The sequence below is a fragment of the Phocaeicola sp. RTP21198st1_B8_RTP21198_201120 genome, assembly GCF_040929485.1.
GTDB classification, from domain to species: Bacteria; Bacteroidota; Bacteroidia; order Bacteroidales; family Bacteroidaceae; genus Phocaeicola; species Phocaeicola dorei.
Genome location: NZ_JBCOCI010000021.1, coordinates 43,414 through 61,278 on the forward strand (window position 1 = coordinate 43,414; position 17,865 = coordinate 61,278).

At 40.8% G+C, this 17,865-nt stretch carries 15 protein-coding genes; 1 reads left to right on the forward strand and 14 read right to left on the reverse strand.

The genetic code is table 11. The features are described 5' to 3' along the window. Nucleotides 1-580: 580 nt before the first annotated feature. The 8 genes from AB5935_RS10330 to rimP form a co-directional block, all read right to left on the reverse strand. Nucleotides 581-1,795, reverse strand: coding sequence for an aminotransferase class V-fold PLP-dependent enzyme (locus AB5935_RS10330; protein WP_038608534.1), 1,215 nt, complete (start codon nucleotides 1,793-1,795; stop codon nucleotides 581-583). 6 nt (nucleotides 1,796-1,801) lie between these two features. Further along, nucleotides 1,802-3,145, reverse strand: a complete 1,344-nt coding sequence (gene sufD / locus AB5935_RS10335) for a Fe-S cluster assembly protein SufD (RefSeq protein WP_007847256.1) — start codon at nucleotides 3,143-3,145, stop codon at nucleotides 1,802-1,804. 28 nt (nucleotides 3,146-3,173) lie between these two features. Next, complete coding sequence (sufC, locus tag AB5935_RS10340; protein ID WP_007834640.1) at nucleotides 3,174-3,926, reverse strand: Fe-S cluster assembly ATPase SufC; 753 nt, start codon at nucleotides 3,924-3,926, stop codon at nucleotides 3,174-3,176. A 27-nt stretch (nucleotides 3,927-3,953) separates the two neighbouring features. Then, nucleotides 3,954-5,405 carry a Fe-S cluster assembly protein SufB gene (gene sufB, locus AB5935_RS10345; protein ID WP_005838858.1) on the reverse strand — a complete coding sequence of 484 codons (1,452 nt, stop codon included), beginning with the start codon at nucleotides 5,403-5,405 and terminating at the stop codon, nucleotides 3,954-3,956. A 7-nt stretch (nucleotides 5,406-5,412) separates the two neighbouring features. Next, a complete protein-coding gene (locus tag AB5935_RS10350) occupies nucleotides 5,413-5,916 on the reverse strand; it encodes a CvpA family protein (RefSeq protein WP_007841951.1) in 504 nt (167 codons plus the stop codon). Nucleotides 5,917-6,054: 138 nt separating this feature from the next. Continuing rightward, on the reverse strand, nucleotides 6,055-9,066 hold the full coding sequence (infB, locus tag AB5935_RS10355) for a translation initiation factor IF-2 (RefSeq protein WP_007834638.1): 3,012 nt from the start codon (nucleotides 9,064-9,066) through the stop codon (nucleotides 6,055-6,057). A gap of 41 nt (nucleotides 9,067-9,107) precedes the next feature. Then, nucleotides 9,108-10,364 carry a transcription termination factor NusA gene (gene nusA, locus AB5935_RS10360; protein ID WP_005838852.1) on the reverse strand — a complete coding sequence of 419 codons (1,257 nt, stop codon included), beginning with the start codon at nucleotides 10,362-10,364 and terminating at the stop codon, nucleotides 9,108-9,110. Between the two features lie 2 nt (nucleotides 10,365-10,366). Next, the gene (gene rimP / locus AB5935_RS10365) at nucleotides 10,367-10,834 is read right to left on the reverse strand and encodes a ribosome assembly cofactor RimP (protein WP_005838850.1); all 468 of its coding nucleotides are present in this window, start codon (nucleotides 10,832-10,834) and stop codon (nucleotides 10,367-10,369) included. Between the two features lie 138 nt (nucleotides 10,835-10,972). Between rimP and AB5935_RS10370 the strand changes: the two genes are divergently transcribed. Continuing rightward, the gene (locus AB5935_RS10370) at nucleotides 10,973-11,392 is read left to right on the forward strand and encodes a hypothetical protein (RefSeq protein WP_005838848.1); all 420 of its coding nucleotides are present in this window, start codon (nucleotides 10,973-10,975) and stop codon (nucleotides 11,390-11,392) included. On the opposite strand, the gene araJ is transcribed toward AB5935_RS10370, so the two are convergent. The 6 genes from araJ to AB5935_RS10400 all read right to left on the reverse strand — a co-directional run bounded on the left by araJ (nucleotide 11,353) and on the right by AB5935_RS10400 (nucleotide 17,844). Next, the gene (gene araJ / locus AB5935_RS10375) at nucleotides 11,353-12,513 is read right to left on the reverse strand and encodes an MFS transporter AraJ (RefSeq protein WP_008655497.1); all 1,161 of its coding nucleotides are present in this window, start codon (nucleotides 12,511-12,513) and stop codon (nucleotides 11,353-11,355) included. The genes AB5935_RS10370 and araJ overlap by 40 nt on opposite strands. A 212-nt stretch (nucleotides 12,514-12,725) precedes the next feature. Next, on the reverse strand, nucleotides 12,726-12,974 hold the full coding sequence (locus tag AB5935_RS10380; RefSeq protein WP_007841950.1) for a hypothetical protein: 249 nt from the start codon (nucleotides 12,972-12,974) through the stop codon (nucleotides 12,726-12,728). Nucleotides 12,975-12,976: 2 nt separating this feature from the next. Then, nucleotides 12,977-14,065, reverse strand: coding sequence for a radical SAM protein (locus tag AB5935_RS10385; RefSeq protein ID WP_032940974.1), 1,089 nt, complete (start codon nucleotides 14,063-14,065; stop codon nucleotides 12,977-12,979). After that, a complete protein-coding gene (locus AB5935_RS10390; RefSeq protein WP_038608536.1) occupies nucleotides 14,062-15,018 on the reverse strand; it encodes a hypothetical protein in 957 nt (318 codons plus the stop codon). The genes AB5935_RS10385 and AB5935_RS10390 overlap by 4 nt, the downstream gene beginning before the upstream one ends. Next, complete coding sequence (locus AB5935_RS10395; protein WP_007847265.1) at nucleotides 15,008-15,169, reverse strand: hypothetical protein; 162 nt, start codon at nucleotides 15,167-15,169, stop codon at nucleotides 15,008-15,010. Before AB5935_RS10395 ends, AB5935_RS10390 begins: the two co-directional genes overlap by 11 nt. 188 nt (nucleotides 15,170-15,357) lie before the next feature. Further along, complete coding sequence (locus AB5935_RS10400) at nucleotides 15,358-17,844, reverse strand: hypothetical protein (protein WP_038608539.1); 2,487 nt, start codon at nucleotides 17,842-17,844, stop codon at nucleotides 15,358-15,360. Nucleotides 17,845-17,865 lie beyond the last annotated feature (21 nt).

The following is a 17,865-nucleotide window of genomic DNA, read 5'->3' on the forward strand; positions in this document are numbered from 1 at the left end:
CTGAAACATGATATATCTTTCAGCCTATACATCAGTATATGTTCACACTTCACAACAGGAAACTTCAAAACATCTGCCCCTTTTTTAAAAACAACAGGACATATTAAAAAAACATCAAGAGCTTTTATTAATACGTCCTGTTGTTTCTCCTGTTTCTTTATATACACATAGCAAAACACTTATTTTTTCCTTCAGAGGTTTCAGCCTCTCCACAAACGCTTTGTTCATCGGCATTCTGGCTGAAGAATTGATACCTCGAAATCTTTCAGCCTGGAAAAAATCCTTCAGCCGGAAAGCGCATGAACAGGGAGTTTACGAAAAGGCTGAAACTTTTGAAGGATTTTTGGGGCAATTCTTCGGGAGGAGCATATTTTCCACCGGAAGAGGAATATGCCCACAAAAAAGAACATAAAAAGACGCAAGAAACTAGGATGCCTGATATCTTGTTACAAGATGAGGCAAATCTTGTGAGAAGTTTCTCCTAATCTTGTGTGAAGTCACGCTGATTCTTGTTATACAAAAAAGCCTGCCATTAATATAATGTTTATCAATGACAGGCGACTTATTTCGTTTGGAGAAATCAAAACATCCTGCTGACACGCTCAATACCGGCAGTCAGCACATCTATCTCTTCTTTAGTATTATACAAACCAAAAGAAGCACGTACAGTTCCCTCAATCCCCATACGAAGCATCAAAGGCTGTGCGCAATGATGCCCGGTACGCACAGCAATGCCCAAGCGGTCAAGCAACGTACCCATATCCAAATGATGAATATTTCCTACCAAGAAAGAAATGACACTGCTCTTGTTACCGGCCTCTCCGAAGATACGCATCCCGTCTATTTCTTTCAGACGCTGCATAGCATATTGTGTCAGTTCATGCTCATGGGTGGCAACATTTTCCACGCCGAGAGCAGATACATAATCCAACGCTTTTGCCAAGGCAGTAGTGCCGATATAATCGGGAGTTCCTGCTTCAAACTTAAACGGTAATTCATTAAAAGTCGTTTTCTCGAAGCTGACACTTTGTATCATCTCGCCTCCCCCTTGGTAAGGTGGAAGTTTATCCAGCCACTCTTCTTTTCCATAAAGCACTCCCACACCGGTAGGTCCATATATTTTATGTCCGCTGAAAGCAAAAAAGTCAGCATCCAAATCCTGAACATCCACTTTCATGTGAGGAACACTCTGCGCCCCGTCAATCAAAACGGGAACACTGTGTGTATGGGCAGTCGCAATCATCTCTTTCGCCGGATTGACAGTGCCCAACACATTACTTACATGAGCGAAACTCACCAGCTTGGTCCGTTCCGAAAAGAGTTTCTCATATTCATCCAACAACAGTTCTCCCCTGTCATTCATGGGAATCACTTTCAGCACGATTCCTTTACGCGCAGCCTGTAACTGCCAAGGTACAATATTGCTATGATGCTCCATGACAGAAACAATCACTTCATCACCTTCCTTCATCTGACTGTCGGCAAAAGAAGAAGCCAACAGGTTGATACTCTCCGTCGTGCCCCGTGTAAACACGATTTCATTGCTACTGCGTGCATTGATAAAACGACGTACAGTCTCACGAGAAGCTTCATGCAACTCGGTAGCCTGCTGAGACAAGAAATGCACACCACGATGCACATTGGCATTGACCGAATAATATTCATCGGTTATGGCTTCAACCACTTGGCGCGGTTTCTGAGTGGTAGCCCCATTATCCAGATAAATAAGCGGCTTTCCATACACCTCCCGATCTAATATCGGAAAATCTTCTCTTACTTTTTGTATATCGTACATGACGTCCTATTTACATATCGCACATCCCTGACATTTATTCAACTCACCACGGAAGCGTTTTTCCACCAACAAATGCAAACGGTCTTTCAATGCATCCAGGCGGATCGTATCTATTACTTCATTGACAAAAGCAAACATAAGCAATAAACGTGCTTCCTTCAGACTGATACCACGCTGTTGCATATAGAACAACGCATTTTCATCTAGCTGACCGACAGTAGCTCCGTGAGAGCACTTTACGTCATCCGCATAAATTTCCAGTTGCGGCTGAGTGTACATATGGGCATCACGAGTAGCACAGAGGTTGCGGTTGGTTTGTTGGGAATTAGTATGTTGTGCTCCTTCACGTACCAATACTTTTCCGGCAAACGCACCTGTCGCCTGATCATCCAATACATATTTAAACAGCTCATTACTAGTGCAATCAGCAACCTTGTGGTCAATGAAAGTATGATTGTCCACCTGTTCATTCTTATCGGCAATGACCATACCACACAAATTGATCTCAGCTCCACGTCCGGCCAAAGTTACTTCAGTTGTATTACGCGTAGTACCGTTATGCAAAGTCATACCATTCAAAAGCACATTACTGTCTGCCTCCTGGTTCACATAGAGGTTACTGAAACGCACTGTGCTGGTATGGGTTTCTTCCAGTTCATAAAGATCGAAAGTAGCATTTTCTTTTGCAAAGACCTCAATAACCTGAGTAGAAAGGAAATTTACATTATCCATGGCATGATCACAAATCAACAGACGAGCCTGCGCACTTTCTTCCAGCACAACCAGCACACGGCGGTTCACCATAAAATTAACATCAGCACGCAATATATTCACCAGTTGAATGGGTTTGTCCACCACCACGCCTTTCGGCACATACAGCATAAAGCCATCCTGGGCAAAAGTAGTATTGAAGGCGGTCACACCATCCTTGGAAGTATCTGCCAACTTGCCATAATACTGCTTGACCAAAGCCGGATATTGTTCAGACAGCTCTTTCAAGCTGCCAAGCAACACTCCTTCCGGCAATTGCGCCTTCGGCAAAACTTTACGATAAAAAGCATCATTTACTACAAAATAAAGAGCGGTACTCATATTAGGTACATCGCACTTGAACACTTCATACGGATTCACCGGAATGTCGAGTCTGTTCAAATTCAAACCATAATCCGGCTCGAACAATTTGCTCACATCCGTGTATTTATACTTTTCCTGCTTGCGGGTAGGGAAACCTAATTTTTCGAAATCTGCGAAAGCTTGCGCACGGGGAGCGTTCAGCACCTCGGCACTATGCTGGCAAATCATCGCCTCACATTGAGAAAAGAGATCAATATATTGTTGTTCTGCTCTCATAATCACTTTCTTCTTTAGGCATCCAATATTATTCTCCCAACTCGGCTTTTATCCAGTCGTAACCACGCTCTTCCAGTTCCAAAGCCAATTCGGGACCCGCAGTTTTTACAATACGTCCTTTATACAATACATGTACAATATCCGGTTTGATATAATCCAGCAACCGTTGATAGTGTGTAATGACGATACAACTTGTTTCGGGAGTCTTCAGTTTATTCACACCCTCGGCTACAATACGCAACGCATCAATATCAAGACCGGAATCCGTTTCATCCAAAATACTCAACTTAGGCTCCAGCATAGCCATCTGGAAGATCTCATTGCGCTTCTTCTCACCACCGCTGAATCCCTCGTTTACCGAACGGTTTGCCAATTTATTATCCAATTCTACCACAGCCCGTTTCTCGCGCATCAGCTTCAAGAACTCACTGGCTGTTAATGCAGGAAGGCCTTTATATTTACGCTGCTCGTTTACCGCCGCACGCATAAAGTTCACCATACTGACTCCGGGAATCTCCACCGGATATTGGAAAGACAAAAACAGACCCTCATGGCTGCGATCCTCAGGATTCAAAGCCAACAAATCTTTTCCTTCAAAGGTCACCGAACCTTTCGTTACCTCAAAAGCCGGATTGCCTACCAACACAGACGAAAGGGTACTCTTTCCGGAACCGTTGGGTCCCATAATAGCATGAACTTCACCTTTCTTTATGCTTAGATTAATACCTTTCAATATTTCTTTGCCATTGACACTGGCATGTAAGTCTTTTATCTCTAACATAATTCTATTAAATTCTTAGTTCTTCATTTATCCTACACTTCCCTCTAAAGAAATAGCCAGCAGCTTCTGTGCCTCTACCGCAAACTCCATTGGAAGTTTATTCAGTACTTCTTTTGCATATCCATTGACAATCAACCCAATAGCGTCTTCCGTAGGAATACCGCGCTGATTGCAATAAAACAACTGGTCTTCGCTGATCTTGCTGGTTGTCGCCTCATGTTCCACCACAGCAGTCTCATTATGAATATCCATATATGGGAATGTATGAGCACCGCACTGGCTCCCCAGCAACAAAGAGTCACACTGACTGTAATTACGGGCATTGTCTGCTTTCTGAGCCACACGTACCAGACCACGATAAGAGTTCTGGCTCTTTCCGGCACTGATTCCTTTACTAACAATGGTACTACGGGTATTTCTACCTAAATGAATCATTTTAGTCCCCGTATCAGCCTGCTGATAGTTATTCGTTACTGCCACCGAATAGAATTCAGCAGTAGAATTATCTCCACTCAAGATGCAACTGGGATATTTCCAAGTAATGGCCGATCCGGTTTCCACCTGTGTCCAGCTCAATTTGCTATCCACTCCTTTGCAATGGCCACGTTTTGTCACAAAGTTATATACTCCTCCTTTGCCTTCGGCATCTCCCGGATACCAGTTCTGTACGGTAGAATATTTCACTTCCGCACGGTCATGCACCACAATCTCCACTATGGCCGCATGTAATTGGTTCTCATCCCGCATAGGGGCCGTACATCCTTCCAGATAAGAAACATAACTATCATCATCCGCAACAATCAGTGTACGTTCAAACTGACCGGTATTAGCCGCATTGATACGGAAATAGGTGGAGAGTTCCATAGGACAACGCACTCCTTTCGGAATATATACAAACGATCCGTCACTGAACACTGCCGAGTTCAAGGCTGCAAAAAAATTATCCCGCGGTCCAACCACCGAACCCAGATATTTCTTCACCAAATCGGGATGTTCACGCACCGCTTCACTGAACGAACAAAAAATAATCCCTTTTTCCAACAAGGTTTCTTTAAATGTAGTCTTGACGGATACAGAGTCCATGACAGCATCTACTGCCATACCACTCAACGCCATTTGTTCCTCCAAGGGAATACCTAATTTATTGAAAGTTTTAATCAACTCAGGATCTACCTCATCCATACTTTTCGGTCCTTCTTTTTTCTTTGTAGGATCCGCATAATAGGATATAGCCTGATAATCTATTTCAGGGATAGTGAGGTGTGCCCATGCAGGCATCTCCATTGTCAGCCAGTAGCGGTATGCTTTCAGGCGAAACTCCAGTAACCACTCCGGCTCGTTTTTCTTTGCAGAAATCAAGCGGATAACATCCTCATTCAATCCCCTTTCTATAATATCTGTGTGAACTTCTGTGGTGAAGCCATATTTGTACTTCTCCTGCGTCAGTTCTTTCACATATTTATTGGGTTCTTCTTGCATATCTATCTTATATTTCTATTAATTGTTCTGTTACATTCTTAAATACCGGAAAAAAGATACCGGACAAGTCCCTCATAGGATAATATAACACTGATTCCTTCTTTTTTGTTGCACTAATCAGCTCATTGTTCGGGTCTATATATTCTATCACATGAATAGCTAACCCTATCAGTATCATATACTTCAATGCTCCCAATCCGCTGCCTAACCAACGGTTCAGCCATCCCAGGTGCACAGCATCCAATGCTTTTGTCAACAAAGAGGCGACGAACGCAAAACCTAAAGGTACAGCTACCCAGATCAATATAAAAGCTAAGACCTGTGCTACAGTCGTCGAAGTACCTAAAACCGGTGCCAACCTTTCAGCAACAATGCCAAACAAGGCACGAGCCATCAGCAATCCGGCTATCAACCCTACAATAGACGCCATCTGCTTCACAAATCCCTTCATTAATCCCATAATGACACCCACACCAATCATAGCCAATATAATAATATCTATTGTCGCCATCTTTATCGTTATTACAAAAAGCAGTAATGCCATTCTGAACAAAGCGAAGAATCTGCCAGCCCACGCGCTGGGCGAGGTGCCAGATCCTTCGCTATGCTCAGGATGACATTACCATCTATATTCTCAGACTTCAGTATATTACAAAGTCTGTTTAACCTCTACTTCTTCGTAAGCTTCAATAATATCACCGACCTTGATATCGTTACAGTTTGTCAGACTGATACCACATTCAAAGTTAGTACCTACTTCTTTCACATCATCCTTGAAACGCTTCAAAGCATTGATAGCACCGGTAAAGACTACAATACCATCACGAATCAAGCGTGCCTTATCAGAACGTTTCACCTTACCTGTCTTCACCATAGCACCGGCAACCAAACCGACCTTGGTAATATTGAAGACTTCACGCACCTCGATGGTTGCAGTAATCTGTTCCTTCAAAGTAGGTGCCAGCATACCTTCCATAGCAGCCTTCACTTCTTCAATCGCATCATAGATAACAGAATATTTGCGGATATCCACACCCTCCTGCTCAGCCAGTTTGCCGGCAGAACTTGAAGGACGAACCTGGAAACCTACAATAATCGCATCTGATGCAGCAGCCAAAGTCACATCCGACTCGGAAATCTGACCGACACCTTTGTGGATCACATTAACCTGTACCTGTTCTGTAGACAGTTTTATCAATGAATCGCTCAACGCTTCGACAGAACCGTCCACGTCACCTTTAACAATCACATTCAGCTCATGGAAATCACCCAAAGCCAAACGACGGCCCACTTCATCCAATGTCAGCAGTTTCTGAGTACGCAAGCCCTGCTCACGCTGCAACTGTTCACGTTTGTTGGCAATGTCACGAGCCTCTTGTTCCGTATCAATCACATGGAAAGTATCACCTGCCGCAGGAGCACCGTTCAGCCCCAGAATCAATACCGGTTCGGAAGGACCGGCCTCCTTGATGCGCTGGTTACGTTCATTAAACATAGCTTTCACCTTACCATAACTAGTACCAGCCAAGACTATATCGCCCATTTTCAGCGTACCGTTTGCCACCAACATAGTAGCCACATAACCGCGTCCCTTGTCCAACGACGATTCAATGATAGAACCGGTTGCCTTGCGGTCGGGATTAGCCTTCAAATCCAACATTTCAGCTTCCAGCAATACTTTTTCCAACAAATCATGTACACCTGTACCTTTCTTTGCCGAAATATCTTGCGACTGATACTTACCACCCCACTCTTCCACCAGGAAGTTCATGGCAGCCAGTTCTTCCTTAATCTTATCCGGATTGGCGTGCGGCTTATCCACCTTATTAATAGCAAATACGATAGGCACACCGGCAGCCATAGCATGATTAATCGCCTCTTTGGTCTGCGGCATCACATTATCATCGGCAGCTACAATAATAATAGCAATATCCGTCACTTTCGCACCACGGGCACGCATAGCGGTAAATGCCTCGTGACCCGGAGTATCCAAGAATGTAATATGACGTCCGTCTTCCAATTTCACATTGTAAGCACCGATATGCTGGGTGATACCCCCTGCCTCACCGGCAATTACATTTGCTTTACGAATATAGTCCAGTAATGAAGTCTTACCATGGTCAACATGTCCCATTACTGTCACAATCGGAGCACGCGGCTGCAAATCTTCTTCGTTATCTTCCTCTTCTGTAATAGCCTGTGCTACCTCAGCACTTACATATTCTGTCTTGTATCCGAATTCTTCTGCTACCAAGTTAATTGTCTCGGCATCCAGACGCTGATTGATAGAAACCATGATACCGATACTCATACAAGTAGCAATAACCTGAGTAACAGGGATATCCATCATACTTGCCAATTCGTTCGCAGTAACGAACTCGGTCAGTTTCAATATTTTGCTATCTTCCTGTTCCATCTCCTCCTGTTCCATCAGGCGGTTCTGAACATTTTCACGTTTCTCCTTACGATACTTGGCAGCCTTGTTCTTAGTCTTGTTAGTCAGACGTGCCAATGTTTCCTTAACCTGCTTTGCCACATCTTCATCACTAACTTCCGCTTTTACAACAGGTTTCTTGAAACGGTCTTTATTAAATTTGCCTCCACCCTGATTGTTATTACTATTAGGTTTGGAGTTATTGTTCCTATTCGGTCTGTTAGCGTTATCGTTACGTTGGTTATTATTAGATGCTCCTCCAACATTCGTTGTACCGGCAGCATTTATATCCACACGTTCCTTATTTATTCTATTGCGCTTTTTCTTCTTTGCGGCATCATCGTTAACCAAGTTTTTAGAAATCTTATCGTCTCCCTTACGGATCTCTTTGATAATAGCATCCTTCATCAGTTTACGCTGTTCCTGACGCTGCTTATCTTTCTCTTCTCTCTCTTTCCGTTTTTCTTCCTTCGATTTCTTTTTCGGACGGGTAGACTGATTCAATGCAGCCAGATCAATCTGACCTACTACATTAATTTTCGATTTAAATTCAGTAGGACGAATTTTAAATACATCGTCTTCTTCTTTTTCCTGAACGGGTGCTGCTTCGGGTGTTTCTTTTTCCATCTCTTTCACCTGGGGTGTCTTTTCTTCCGTCTTTTCAATTTTAGGCTCTTTCTTCTCTTCCAAAACTGGAGCAGGAGCAGGTTGAGGAGTCGATTCCGGTTTCTTTTCCTCTACCACCACAGGCTTCGGCGTTTCCTTCTGGGGCTGGGGAGTTTCCTTCCTCTCAACCACCTTTTCCACCACGGGTTCTGCTTTCGGAGTTTGTTCAATAACTTTCGCAGCTGGTTCTACAACCTTTGACGCAGTTTTCTTGTTCAAATTGTCCAGATCTATTTTACCCACTTGCTTCAGTTTGGGGCGTGCCTCTTCAGGAATAACAGTTTTCACCACCTCTTCTTTCTCTTTCTTAGATTCAAAACCTTCGATAGAGATAGAAGCTTTGTTGCGATCCTTATTCTGTCTTTCCTGACTAAATTTTTCAGACTCTATTTTTAAATTTTTATCTGTGCTGAACTCTTTCACAAGTACAGCATATTGTTCTTCGGTAATTTTCGCATTAGGACTAGCCTCAATGGTATAGCCCTTCTTCTGCAAGAATTCAACTACCGTCGTTATTCCTACATTTAAATCTCTTGTTACTTTGTTCAGTCTAATCGTCATACTCGTTTTTTAATTATTAACTACGAGCCGGGACTGAAGAGTTACTCTTCAAATTCAGCTCTTAAAACTCTCAACACGTCATCAACCGTGTTTTCTTCCAGGTCCGCTTTTTCTATCAACATCTCGCGCGGAGCATTCAGTACAGCCTTAGCTGTATCCAATCCAATATTCTTGATGGCTGTGATAACCCACTCATCAATTTCATCCTTGAATTCATCAAGGTAGATATCCTCATCCATCGCGCTCTCATCCAATTCGCGGTACACATCAATCGTATATTCGGTAAGCATACTAGCGAGTTTGATATTCATTCCCCCCTTACCGATTGCCAAAGACACTTCTTCCGGTTTCAGATATACTTCTGCTTTTTTCTCCTCTTCGTGCAGCACAATAGAAGAAATCTTAGCCGGACTCAACGCACGCTGAATGAACAACTGAATGTTAGAAGTATAGTTGATCACGTCGATATTTTCATTACGCAACTCGCGCACAATACCGTGAATACGTGATCCTTTTACACCTACGCAGGCACCTACCGGGTCTATACGGTCGTCATACGACTCAACAGCTATCTTAGCACGTTCTCCGGGAATGCGCGCAATCTTCTTGATAGTGATCAACCCGTCATTGATTTCGGGTACTTCCATTTCAAACAGACGTTGCAAGAACACAGGTGAAGTACGGCTCAGAATAATCTTCGGATTATTATTTTTATTATCTACGCGGGCCACTACGGCACGGGCAGTTTCGCCTTTACGGTAGAAATCACTCGGAATCTGTTCAGTCTTGGGCAAAAGCAGTTCGTTACCTTCATCATCCAGCAACAACATTTCTTTCTTCCATATCTGATAAACTTCCGCACTGATTACAGTACCCACCCTATCAATATATTTATTATACAAGCTATCTTTCTCCAGTTCTAAAATCTTCGATGCCAGTGTCTGACGCAAGTTCAGAATGGCACGGCGGCCAAACTTGGCAAAGATTACTTCATCGGTCACTTCCTCACCCACCTCATAAGAAGCATCAATTTTCTGTGCCTCGGTCAATGAGATCTGCATATTGGGATTCGTCAAATCCTCATCTGCTACAACTTCACGGTTACGCCATATTTCGAAATCTCCCTTGTCAGGATTCACAATAACGTCGTAATTTTCATCAGTGCCAAACATTTTCGCGATCACACTACGGAAAGACTCTTCGAGTACACTCACCATAGTTGTTCTATCAATATTCTTTAATTCCTTAAATTCCGAAAATGTATCAATCAAGCTGATTGTTTCTTCTTTTTTGGCCATAATTATTTAAAACTAATTAAGTATTTAGTGTATTTTATCTCATCATACGCAAAAGTAATATCCTCCTCTACCAGTTTGGGGCGTTTGGCTCCTTCCGGTTTCACTTTCTTTTCAATGGTTACGGTAAAGTTCTCTTCATTTGCATCCTTCAATACACCTTCCAGCTTCTTTCCCTCTTTAGTCAGGATTTCCACCTCCTTACCAATGTGTATCAAGTACTGTTGCAATACCTTGAAAGGTTGTCCTATACCGGCCGAACCCACTTCCAGTTCATAATCCTCTTCTTCACGGTCCAGTTTAGACTCAATATAGCGGCTAAGTTCTACACAATCGTCAATCCATACTCCCTCGGCATGGTCAATTTCTACCACAATTTTGTCATCCGGGCTCACCGTGACATCTACCAAAAAGTAATCTTTACCTTCCAGCCACTCGTCAACAATCCGGGTTACTACATTTTTATCTATCATTTATTCACTATTAAGAACAAAAAAAGGGCTTAATCAAGCCCCACCATTCATCCATTTCGGTGCAAAGATACAAATTATCTACCAGTGCTACAAAATATTCTATTAAAAAATTGTAGTTTTGCAGAAACTTATAACACTATGGATAAAAACAGTTTAAATACGAACAAGCAATTCATGATAGGTAACGGTATGCTGGCTTTTGGAGTCTTTGCCGTTATTATCATTTTTTTGTATATGTCCTTCCGTTTCCAACGCAAGGCTGACAAAGTACAGACTTATGAAGGAGTCTACAACATAGAACTAACTAATAGTTTTGCCGGAGATAGTATAGCGGTATATCTAAATGACAGTCTGCTGCTGGACCAAACCATGCCCGACGCCAACCTGAAAGTGGAAATAAAGCGCTTTGCCGAAGATAATGTACTGATGGTCGTAGATAACAAAACAGACAAGACCACACCTTTCAACCTGAATCCGGAAGGTAGCCGGGTAGAGGTTAAAAAGAGTGGAGATGTGATTTATATCTTGGAAAGAGAAGCCGATTCCCTTTTGGAATAAAGGGAAACAGCGACAAAGCCGGTCAATACGATAAAAACTCCTACCAAAGCCGGATACCGATAACCCAATCCGGCATCTATGGGTAGCCCACCGGCATAGGCACCAATGGCATTGCCCAAATTAAAAGCGACTTGCACACAGGCCGCTCCCATCATTTCTCCTCCGCGTGAATTTTGGAGTAACAATAATTGTTGTGGAGCCGAAACAGCAAATAATCCTGCCGTACATACACACATCAATATCACTGCCAGCCAAGAGATAGAAGCTGCAAAGAAAATGGCAAGCAAACCGGAGGCCATAATAATCTGTGTATATTTCACCACACGGGCTGCTCCATACTGATCAGAAAACTTTCCACCCATCAAGTTTCCTACAGTCATGCTAAGACCTGCCAGCACCATAATGAAAGTCATACTGTTCTCACTGAAACCTGCCACATGTGTCATCAAAGGAGTAACATAACTATACCAACAAAAGATACCTCCATTCCCAAACATAGTCGTAAATATCAACAACCATGGAGCTAGATTCTTCAAAAAACGGAACTGTCCTTTCAAACCTGTATCCGGCAAAGCAGGCAGTGAAGGAACCCATTTCCAAATATAGAACAAGGTAATCAGTCCCCATACTCCATTAAAGAGAAAAGGAATACGCCAGGACATTATATTACTCATGAACGTACCCAAAGGTACACCAAAAAGATTGGCAATCGTCATACCCGACACCATCAATGCCACTGCCTGCGAACTTTTTCCTTTATCAGCCACTCTTTCCGCCACAATGGAACCAACCCCAAAGAAGGCGCCATGAGGCAATCCGGAAATAAAACGCATCATCAACATCATCCAATAATTCACTGAAACGGCAGCACACAAATTACCACAAATATAAATAACCATCAAGCCTAACAGAATATGTTTCAGCGGACGGGTACGAGCCACCAAAACCATCCCCGGTGCTCCTACGCACACACCTAGTGCATAAGCCGAAATAAAATGTCCTGCTTGCGGAATACTTATATGCAAGTCCTTCGCTACATCGGGCAAAATGCCCATCATTACAAACTCGGCAATGCCCAATCCTAATGTGCCGAACGCCAAAGCCGTCAAACTCTTCTTCATACCTGAATAAAAACAATCCATTAATTAAAAAACGTACAAAAATAATTGTTATGTTTTCAGATATAAGTGTTTTTAGCACACTTTTATAAGAAAAGGAATGATTACTTGCTTTATGTCAATTTATTGTTGCCACATGCAAAAGAGGTCAAACATTTTAGCTTCATGTTCAGAAGTTAAAAAGACAAACAAACTTCTCTACAAAGCCATGCTTACTAATCAACATTCACACTAAACAAACCTTTGCTTCCTGCTCCATTATCAACATCCCGTAAACTCTGATTGATTTTACATTCAGCACTTTTCAGCTTAGTACTTTTATACGAAAACAAGCCTTTGCTTCCTGCTCCGCTAGCGACAGCATTTGAACTTTTCGTTATTATACACTTATCACTCAATTCATAACCGTGATCCGGCTGAGTGCTTTCACCCACCCGAACATCTACAAATTCTTGTGTTTTCATAATTATAAACATTTAGTATATTGAGATAATTCTTTGTCTAAATAACACAAAATAAATTCGTTTCTCGCTTGCAATATTTCTGCAAAACTGTTTTTTACTATATTCACGTTCGGTAAAGCGATCTTATCAAGATACTTATAATGAATATCATCTGCACAGGATATAATGTAACCATCATGAGTAACGACCAATTCATTAAGGAATGGAATGCTGAGTAAAGGATAACTAAACTCCAACACCTTATTCCCCCTCTGATATTTCATTTTATTGCCTCTGTATATATATTCCTCTATTTTTCCGGTTAATATATTTTCTTTCAAAAACAGTTCATACGCCATTGCTTTCGTCATACAAATCCTTATATCAATAGCATCCGAACTGTTATCATTATTCATAAAATCAAGACAGAGCGAAACAAAACCAAGCAAGGATTCACACGACAAACTTTTCAATGGTTTCATTTCAAATGGTGAATAATACATGATAGGAGCAAAATTAAATTTATCAACTCCTAATTTCCAATATGCAAGCAACATGGATAATAAATCAGCTCCATTATCATCAAAAATAGTAGAAGTAATGTTTATTTTATCTCGATGCTCCACATTTTCAATCAACTCATAAACCGTATTGTATCCGTTCTCACCCCTTATCAAATCATTGTATTTTCCAGAGCCCTCAAGACTAATTTCAAGGTATGAAATGTTGGTTGCAAGAACTTCGTCATACCCCTGAATATCCATACTCATTCCATTTGAAACAACTCCATAAAATATTTTCCTATCTTCTTTATACTCTGCTAAAAGATTCAGGATATCAAAGATTCTATTATCCAAAAAAGATTCTTTACCCGAAAAATGAAAATGTTTCATACCCATTCCAATAGCTTCATCAAGAAAACTTCTCCATCTTGCCAAAGAAACCGACTCTGATATGGGCCGGGCATCTCCAAAATAACAATGTCTACATTTCAGATTACATTTATTACTGACGAATGAATCTATAATCATAGGTTCATTCTGCCGCAGCTTGGCATCTATATGTTCCATAAAAGATACCTTATCTATATATTTTTTCAGATTTCCAATCATCTGGCAACTTCGTAATACAATATATAAGTAGAATTCATTAACGGATTATCTTCTTCATAAGATATCGTATCTGTGATTTCGGACATATCAACGTCCAAAATCAACCGGGCCTTATCCATACCGACTTTATATTTATATATACTTGCCGATTTAAAATCTATATCTTCTTTACATTCCAAAGACATTTTCAGATGTTTCACCGTACCTGCCAAAAAATTAGGCAATGTAGTATAGTCGCAATCTGTAACATTCAACATATTAGGCCAGCACCATTCAATCATCAAATCAACAATACTACCAGGACTTTTTACTTTGCCATAAGAAACAACAACCTGCTTCAACAAAGAATCCTGTCCGTTATCAGCAATTCTTGCACATAATTTTTTCTGCTTCCCACCAACACGCTCGAACGCTTGTATGTTTATATCTTCAAAGTTAACAATGGTATCACCTGCCACCAGCAAATGAAATGTACTGATTTTATGTGAGACAACACCTCTTATATTTAATCGGACAAAGGAATCTCTCTTGTTTCCCATACCTCTTTTTTCTATTGTATTCTTTATCTCTATTGAATCAATATCAATGTTATTCTGTATATATTCCCCCAATTCATTGTATAAATACTCTGTGGTCAAGAAAAAGCGTCCTTTGAATGGCACAATTTTCATCATTTCCTGCAACGAACGAATTATTGCATTTTGCTCGTTCAATTTAACATTCAATACTTCCACCCTTTGACTCATCGATTTGTACCGTTCCCTCAACATAGCAAAAATAATAGTCAGGCATACAAATACATATACTACCCACGCAGGAAACGAAAGCAAAATTGATTTAATATCAAGATCAGGCTGCGTAAATAGTTGCAAAGCCTGTATAACTCCACCCAGTGTTGCAAAGCCGCCAAATGTCTTTATACCTAAGTTGTACAAGTATAATCTATTTTCCATATTGTGGTTTGTCTGTTTCTAGTTGCTTTAACTTATTATTCAAAATGTCTATTTCTCTCTGTATATCGTTCCATTCCAAACGCCCAGTTGTCATCTTCTGCTTTAACTTCAAATCCCTGATTTTTTTCTTTATCTCTTCTATTTTATTCATGGTATATACAATTTATTGATTACAAATTCAATGAACAGACTCTAAGCGGGAAAGAAACAAACTATTCTTCAGAGTCATTTCCTTTAAAAAAAGCGGGGAAAGAAACGCCCGTTGCCGGATACGTATGCTTTCCCCGCTTGAAAGAGATAGTGTCACCTTTTTCAAATATCAATCATCAAGGTGAATGATTACTGAACCGGGTATGCTTTTACTGTTACTGTGAATGAAGCGTATACAGTTGCATTTGTGCCATCTGCATTAGTTACAGTCAACTTAACAGGAACAACGACATTTGTATCTACTGTGATTCTCTTCTGAGCTGTAACTACAATATCATTCTTCTCAGAAACTTCAACCTTAATCAAGTCAGAAGCAAATGTCTTGTCAGTACCATCTACCAATGCATCAAATCCTACAATAACCACTTTATCATCAGCAACAAATTTACCTCCTGCATTAGTTACCTTATAGAAGTTGACAATTCCTGCTTTAGAATCAGCCTTTTCTGCATAGAATACTTTATCGCTGTTAGCATCTTCGGCATTACCTGAAACAAGTGAGAAACTTGCCTTTGCCATATCAGCAATATAAGTCTTAGAATCCACAAACTTAACCTTGAATGCTGGCATATCATATGAACGACCACCCAAGTAAGTAACTTTCAAGCCTTTCACATCATAAGCTGTATTAGCCTTAGCGTCAGCACCCATTGTCAAGACTGTTCCGCTAACAGTCAATTCCTTAGCAGCCTTCAAGCCTGTATAGTCAATAGCAGCACCGTCCTTAACAGAAATCATAGTGCTCAAATCGATTGATGTTCCATCAATTACAGTCAAAACACCATTTGCATAGAATGCTGGATCGAATGTATACTGACTAGTGATTTCAGCAGTAGTCGGGTTAGCGATAGTGAACGGAATAACAATAGTCTGAGTTTCTTTTGTTCCATTTTCACCATTGATCTCTACGGTAATCTTAGCAGTATACACACCATTGCCCAACATAGTTTCACCATAGTTATTAACAAAGTTGATTCCTAATTTTGCGATGTCTGCATTATTAGTAGCTTCCGTCTTACCATCTTTCTTCAGTTTTGTAAACCCAGCAATCAAACCAGATACAACATCGACAGTTTCTTCCTTACCGGTAGATTCATCTGTATAAACAAACGAAACATTGGTATTATTAAGAAGCATTCTAGCATCAGCATTCCAAAGAATACGGTCAGCTTCAGACATCTTATCGAAATAAGCAGCAAGATCTACTACCAACTTCTGATCTTCAACCTTAGCTGTTGCAATATGAGCTTGTTCTGCCAATGTAATAGTTAATTCAGCAGCTTCTTCACTAAATTGAACATAAACGCCTTTAGTTTTCATAATCTTACCAGTCACATCCAGTGTATGTACAACAAACGGAAGAGAATACTTAGCATTTGCACTACAAGAGATAGTCAAACCATCAGTTTTAATACCATATTTAATAGAGTCTGCCTTGGCATTAGCATATGTTTTAGTATCCATAGTCAAGAAAGCATCATACAGTTTATCCGCATTTTCTCCATTAACTTTCAATGTACCAGTCTTACCTGGTTCAATACGGTTATTGGGGGTATTATTCTTCTTGTTAATATAGAAAGACCAAGAATCTATAGATTCAGGTTTCTCTATAATCAATGAGGTTTCATAAGTAGAACGTACTTTATCACTTGCTACCAGTGCCAAAGCAGGACGTTTTCCATCTACTTCACTGTATGCTTTTACGATTTCATCAGTAATTGTTTCAATAGAGAAAGGAATTTGGTACAAGCCATTTGCTGAAACAGCAGCTCTAGTGTACAAACCTTCGTATGCAACCGCAGCACCTAAAGTTACAGGAGCTTCCTCATTCTTAGAATTAACCAATTTCAATGCAGTTTTAGAAAGATCATAGTTGTTAGGAGCAACCTGGACCATCAAAGAGTCATCAGAATAAGTGATCATATAATCACCTTTAGCAGGAGCACCTTTAGGACCTTCCCATGCCTGAAGAGCTTTATCAGCAGTAGCGATAGAATAGTAGATAGTCAAATCTTTATTACTTAGCATAGCAATCTGAGCCAAACCTTCAGTCATCGGCAAACGGACAGTCTGTTCATTCTTTCCATTTGCATCGAAAATGTGCATAACAATATAATTAGGATCTGTTGCATCTTCTTGATAGTAAGGTACACCTACAACAGCAGGAGTATCAACCGTTACTTTTTCAAATGCAGTACCATTCCACAGATACCAACCATCTTCCCTCTTTTCAACTTCTTTCTGACCGTCTTTACCGTCAACAGCTTCAGCCTTTACTGTGGTTTTTTCACCGTTGCAAGCCCAATAGCCATCAATGATTGTCCATTCAGCACCATCTTTACCGGCTTCACCCTTATCACCTTTGATACCAGTAATAGTAGTAGAAGAACCGTCACTCATTGTCACAGTAAAACCATCGGCAGTAGGAGTTATTGATTTTACAAAAGCACCATCACCAATCTTCTTCTGAAGGTCTGCGACAGTTGCTTCAACACCGTCCAATTTCTGATTAATCTGGTCAATGTCATCATCATAGTCTTTACAAGACACAAATGTTCCCGTTGACGAAACCATCAAGGCTCCGAACAGGATTGCACTTAAAAACTTTTTGTTCATAATAGAAAAACTTTAAATTTA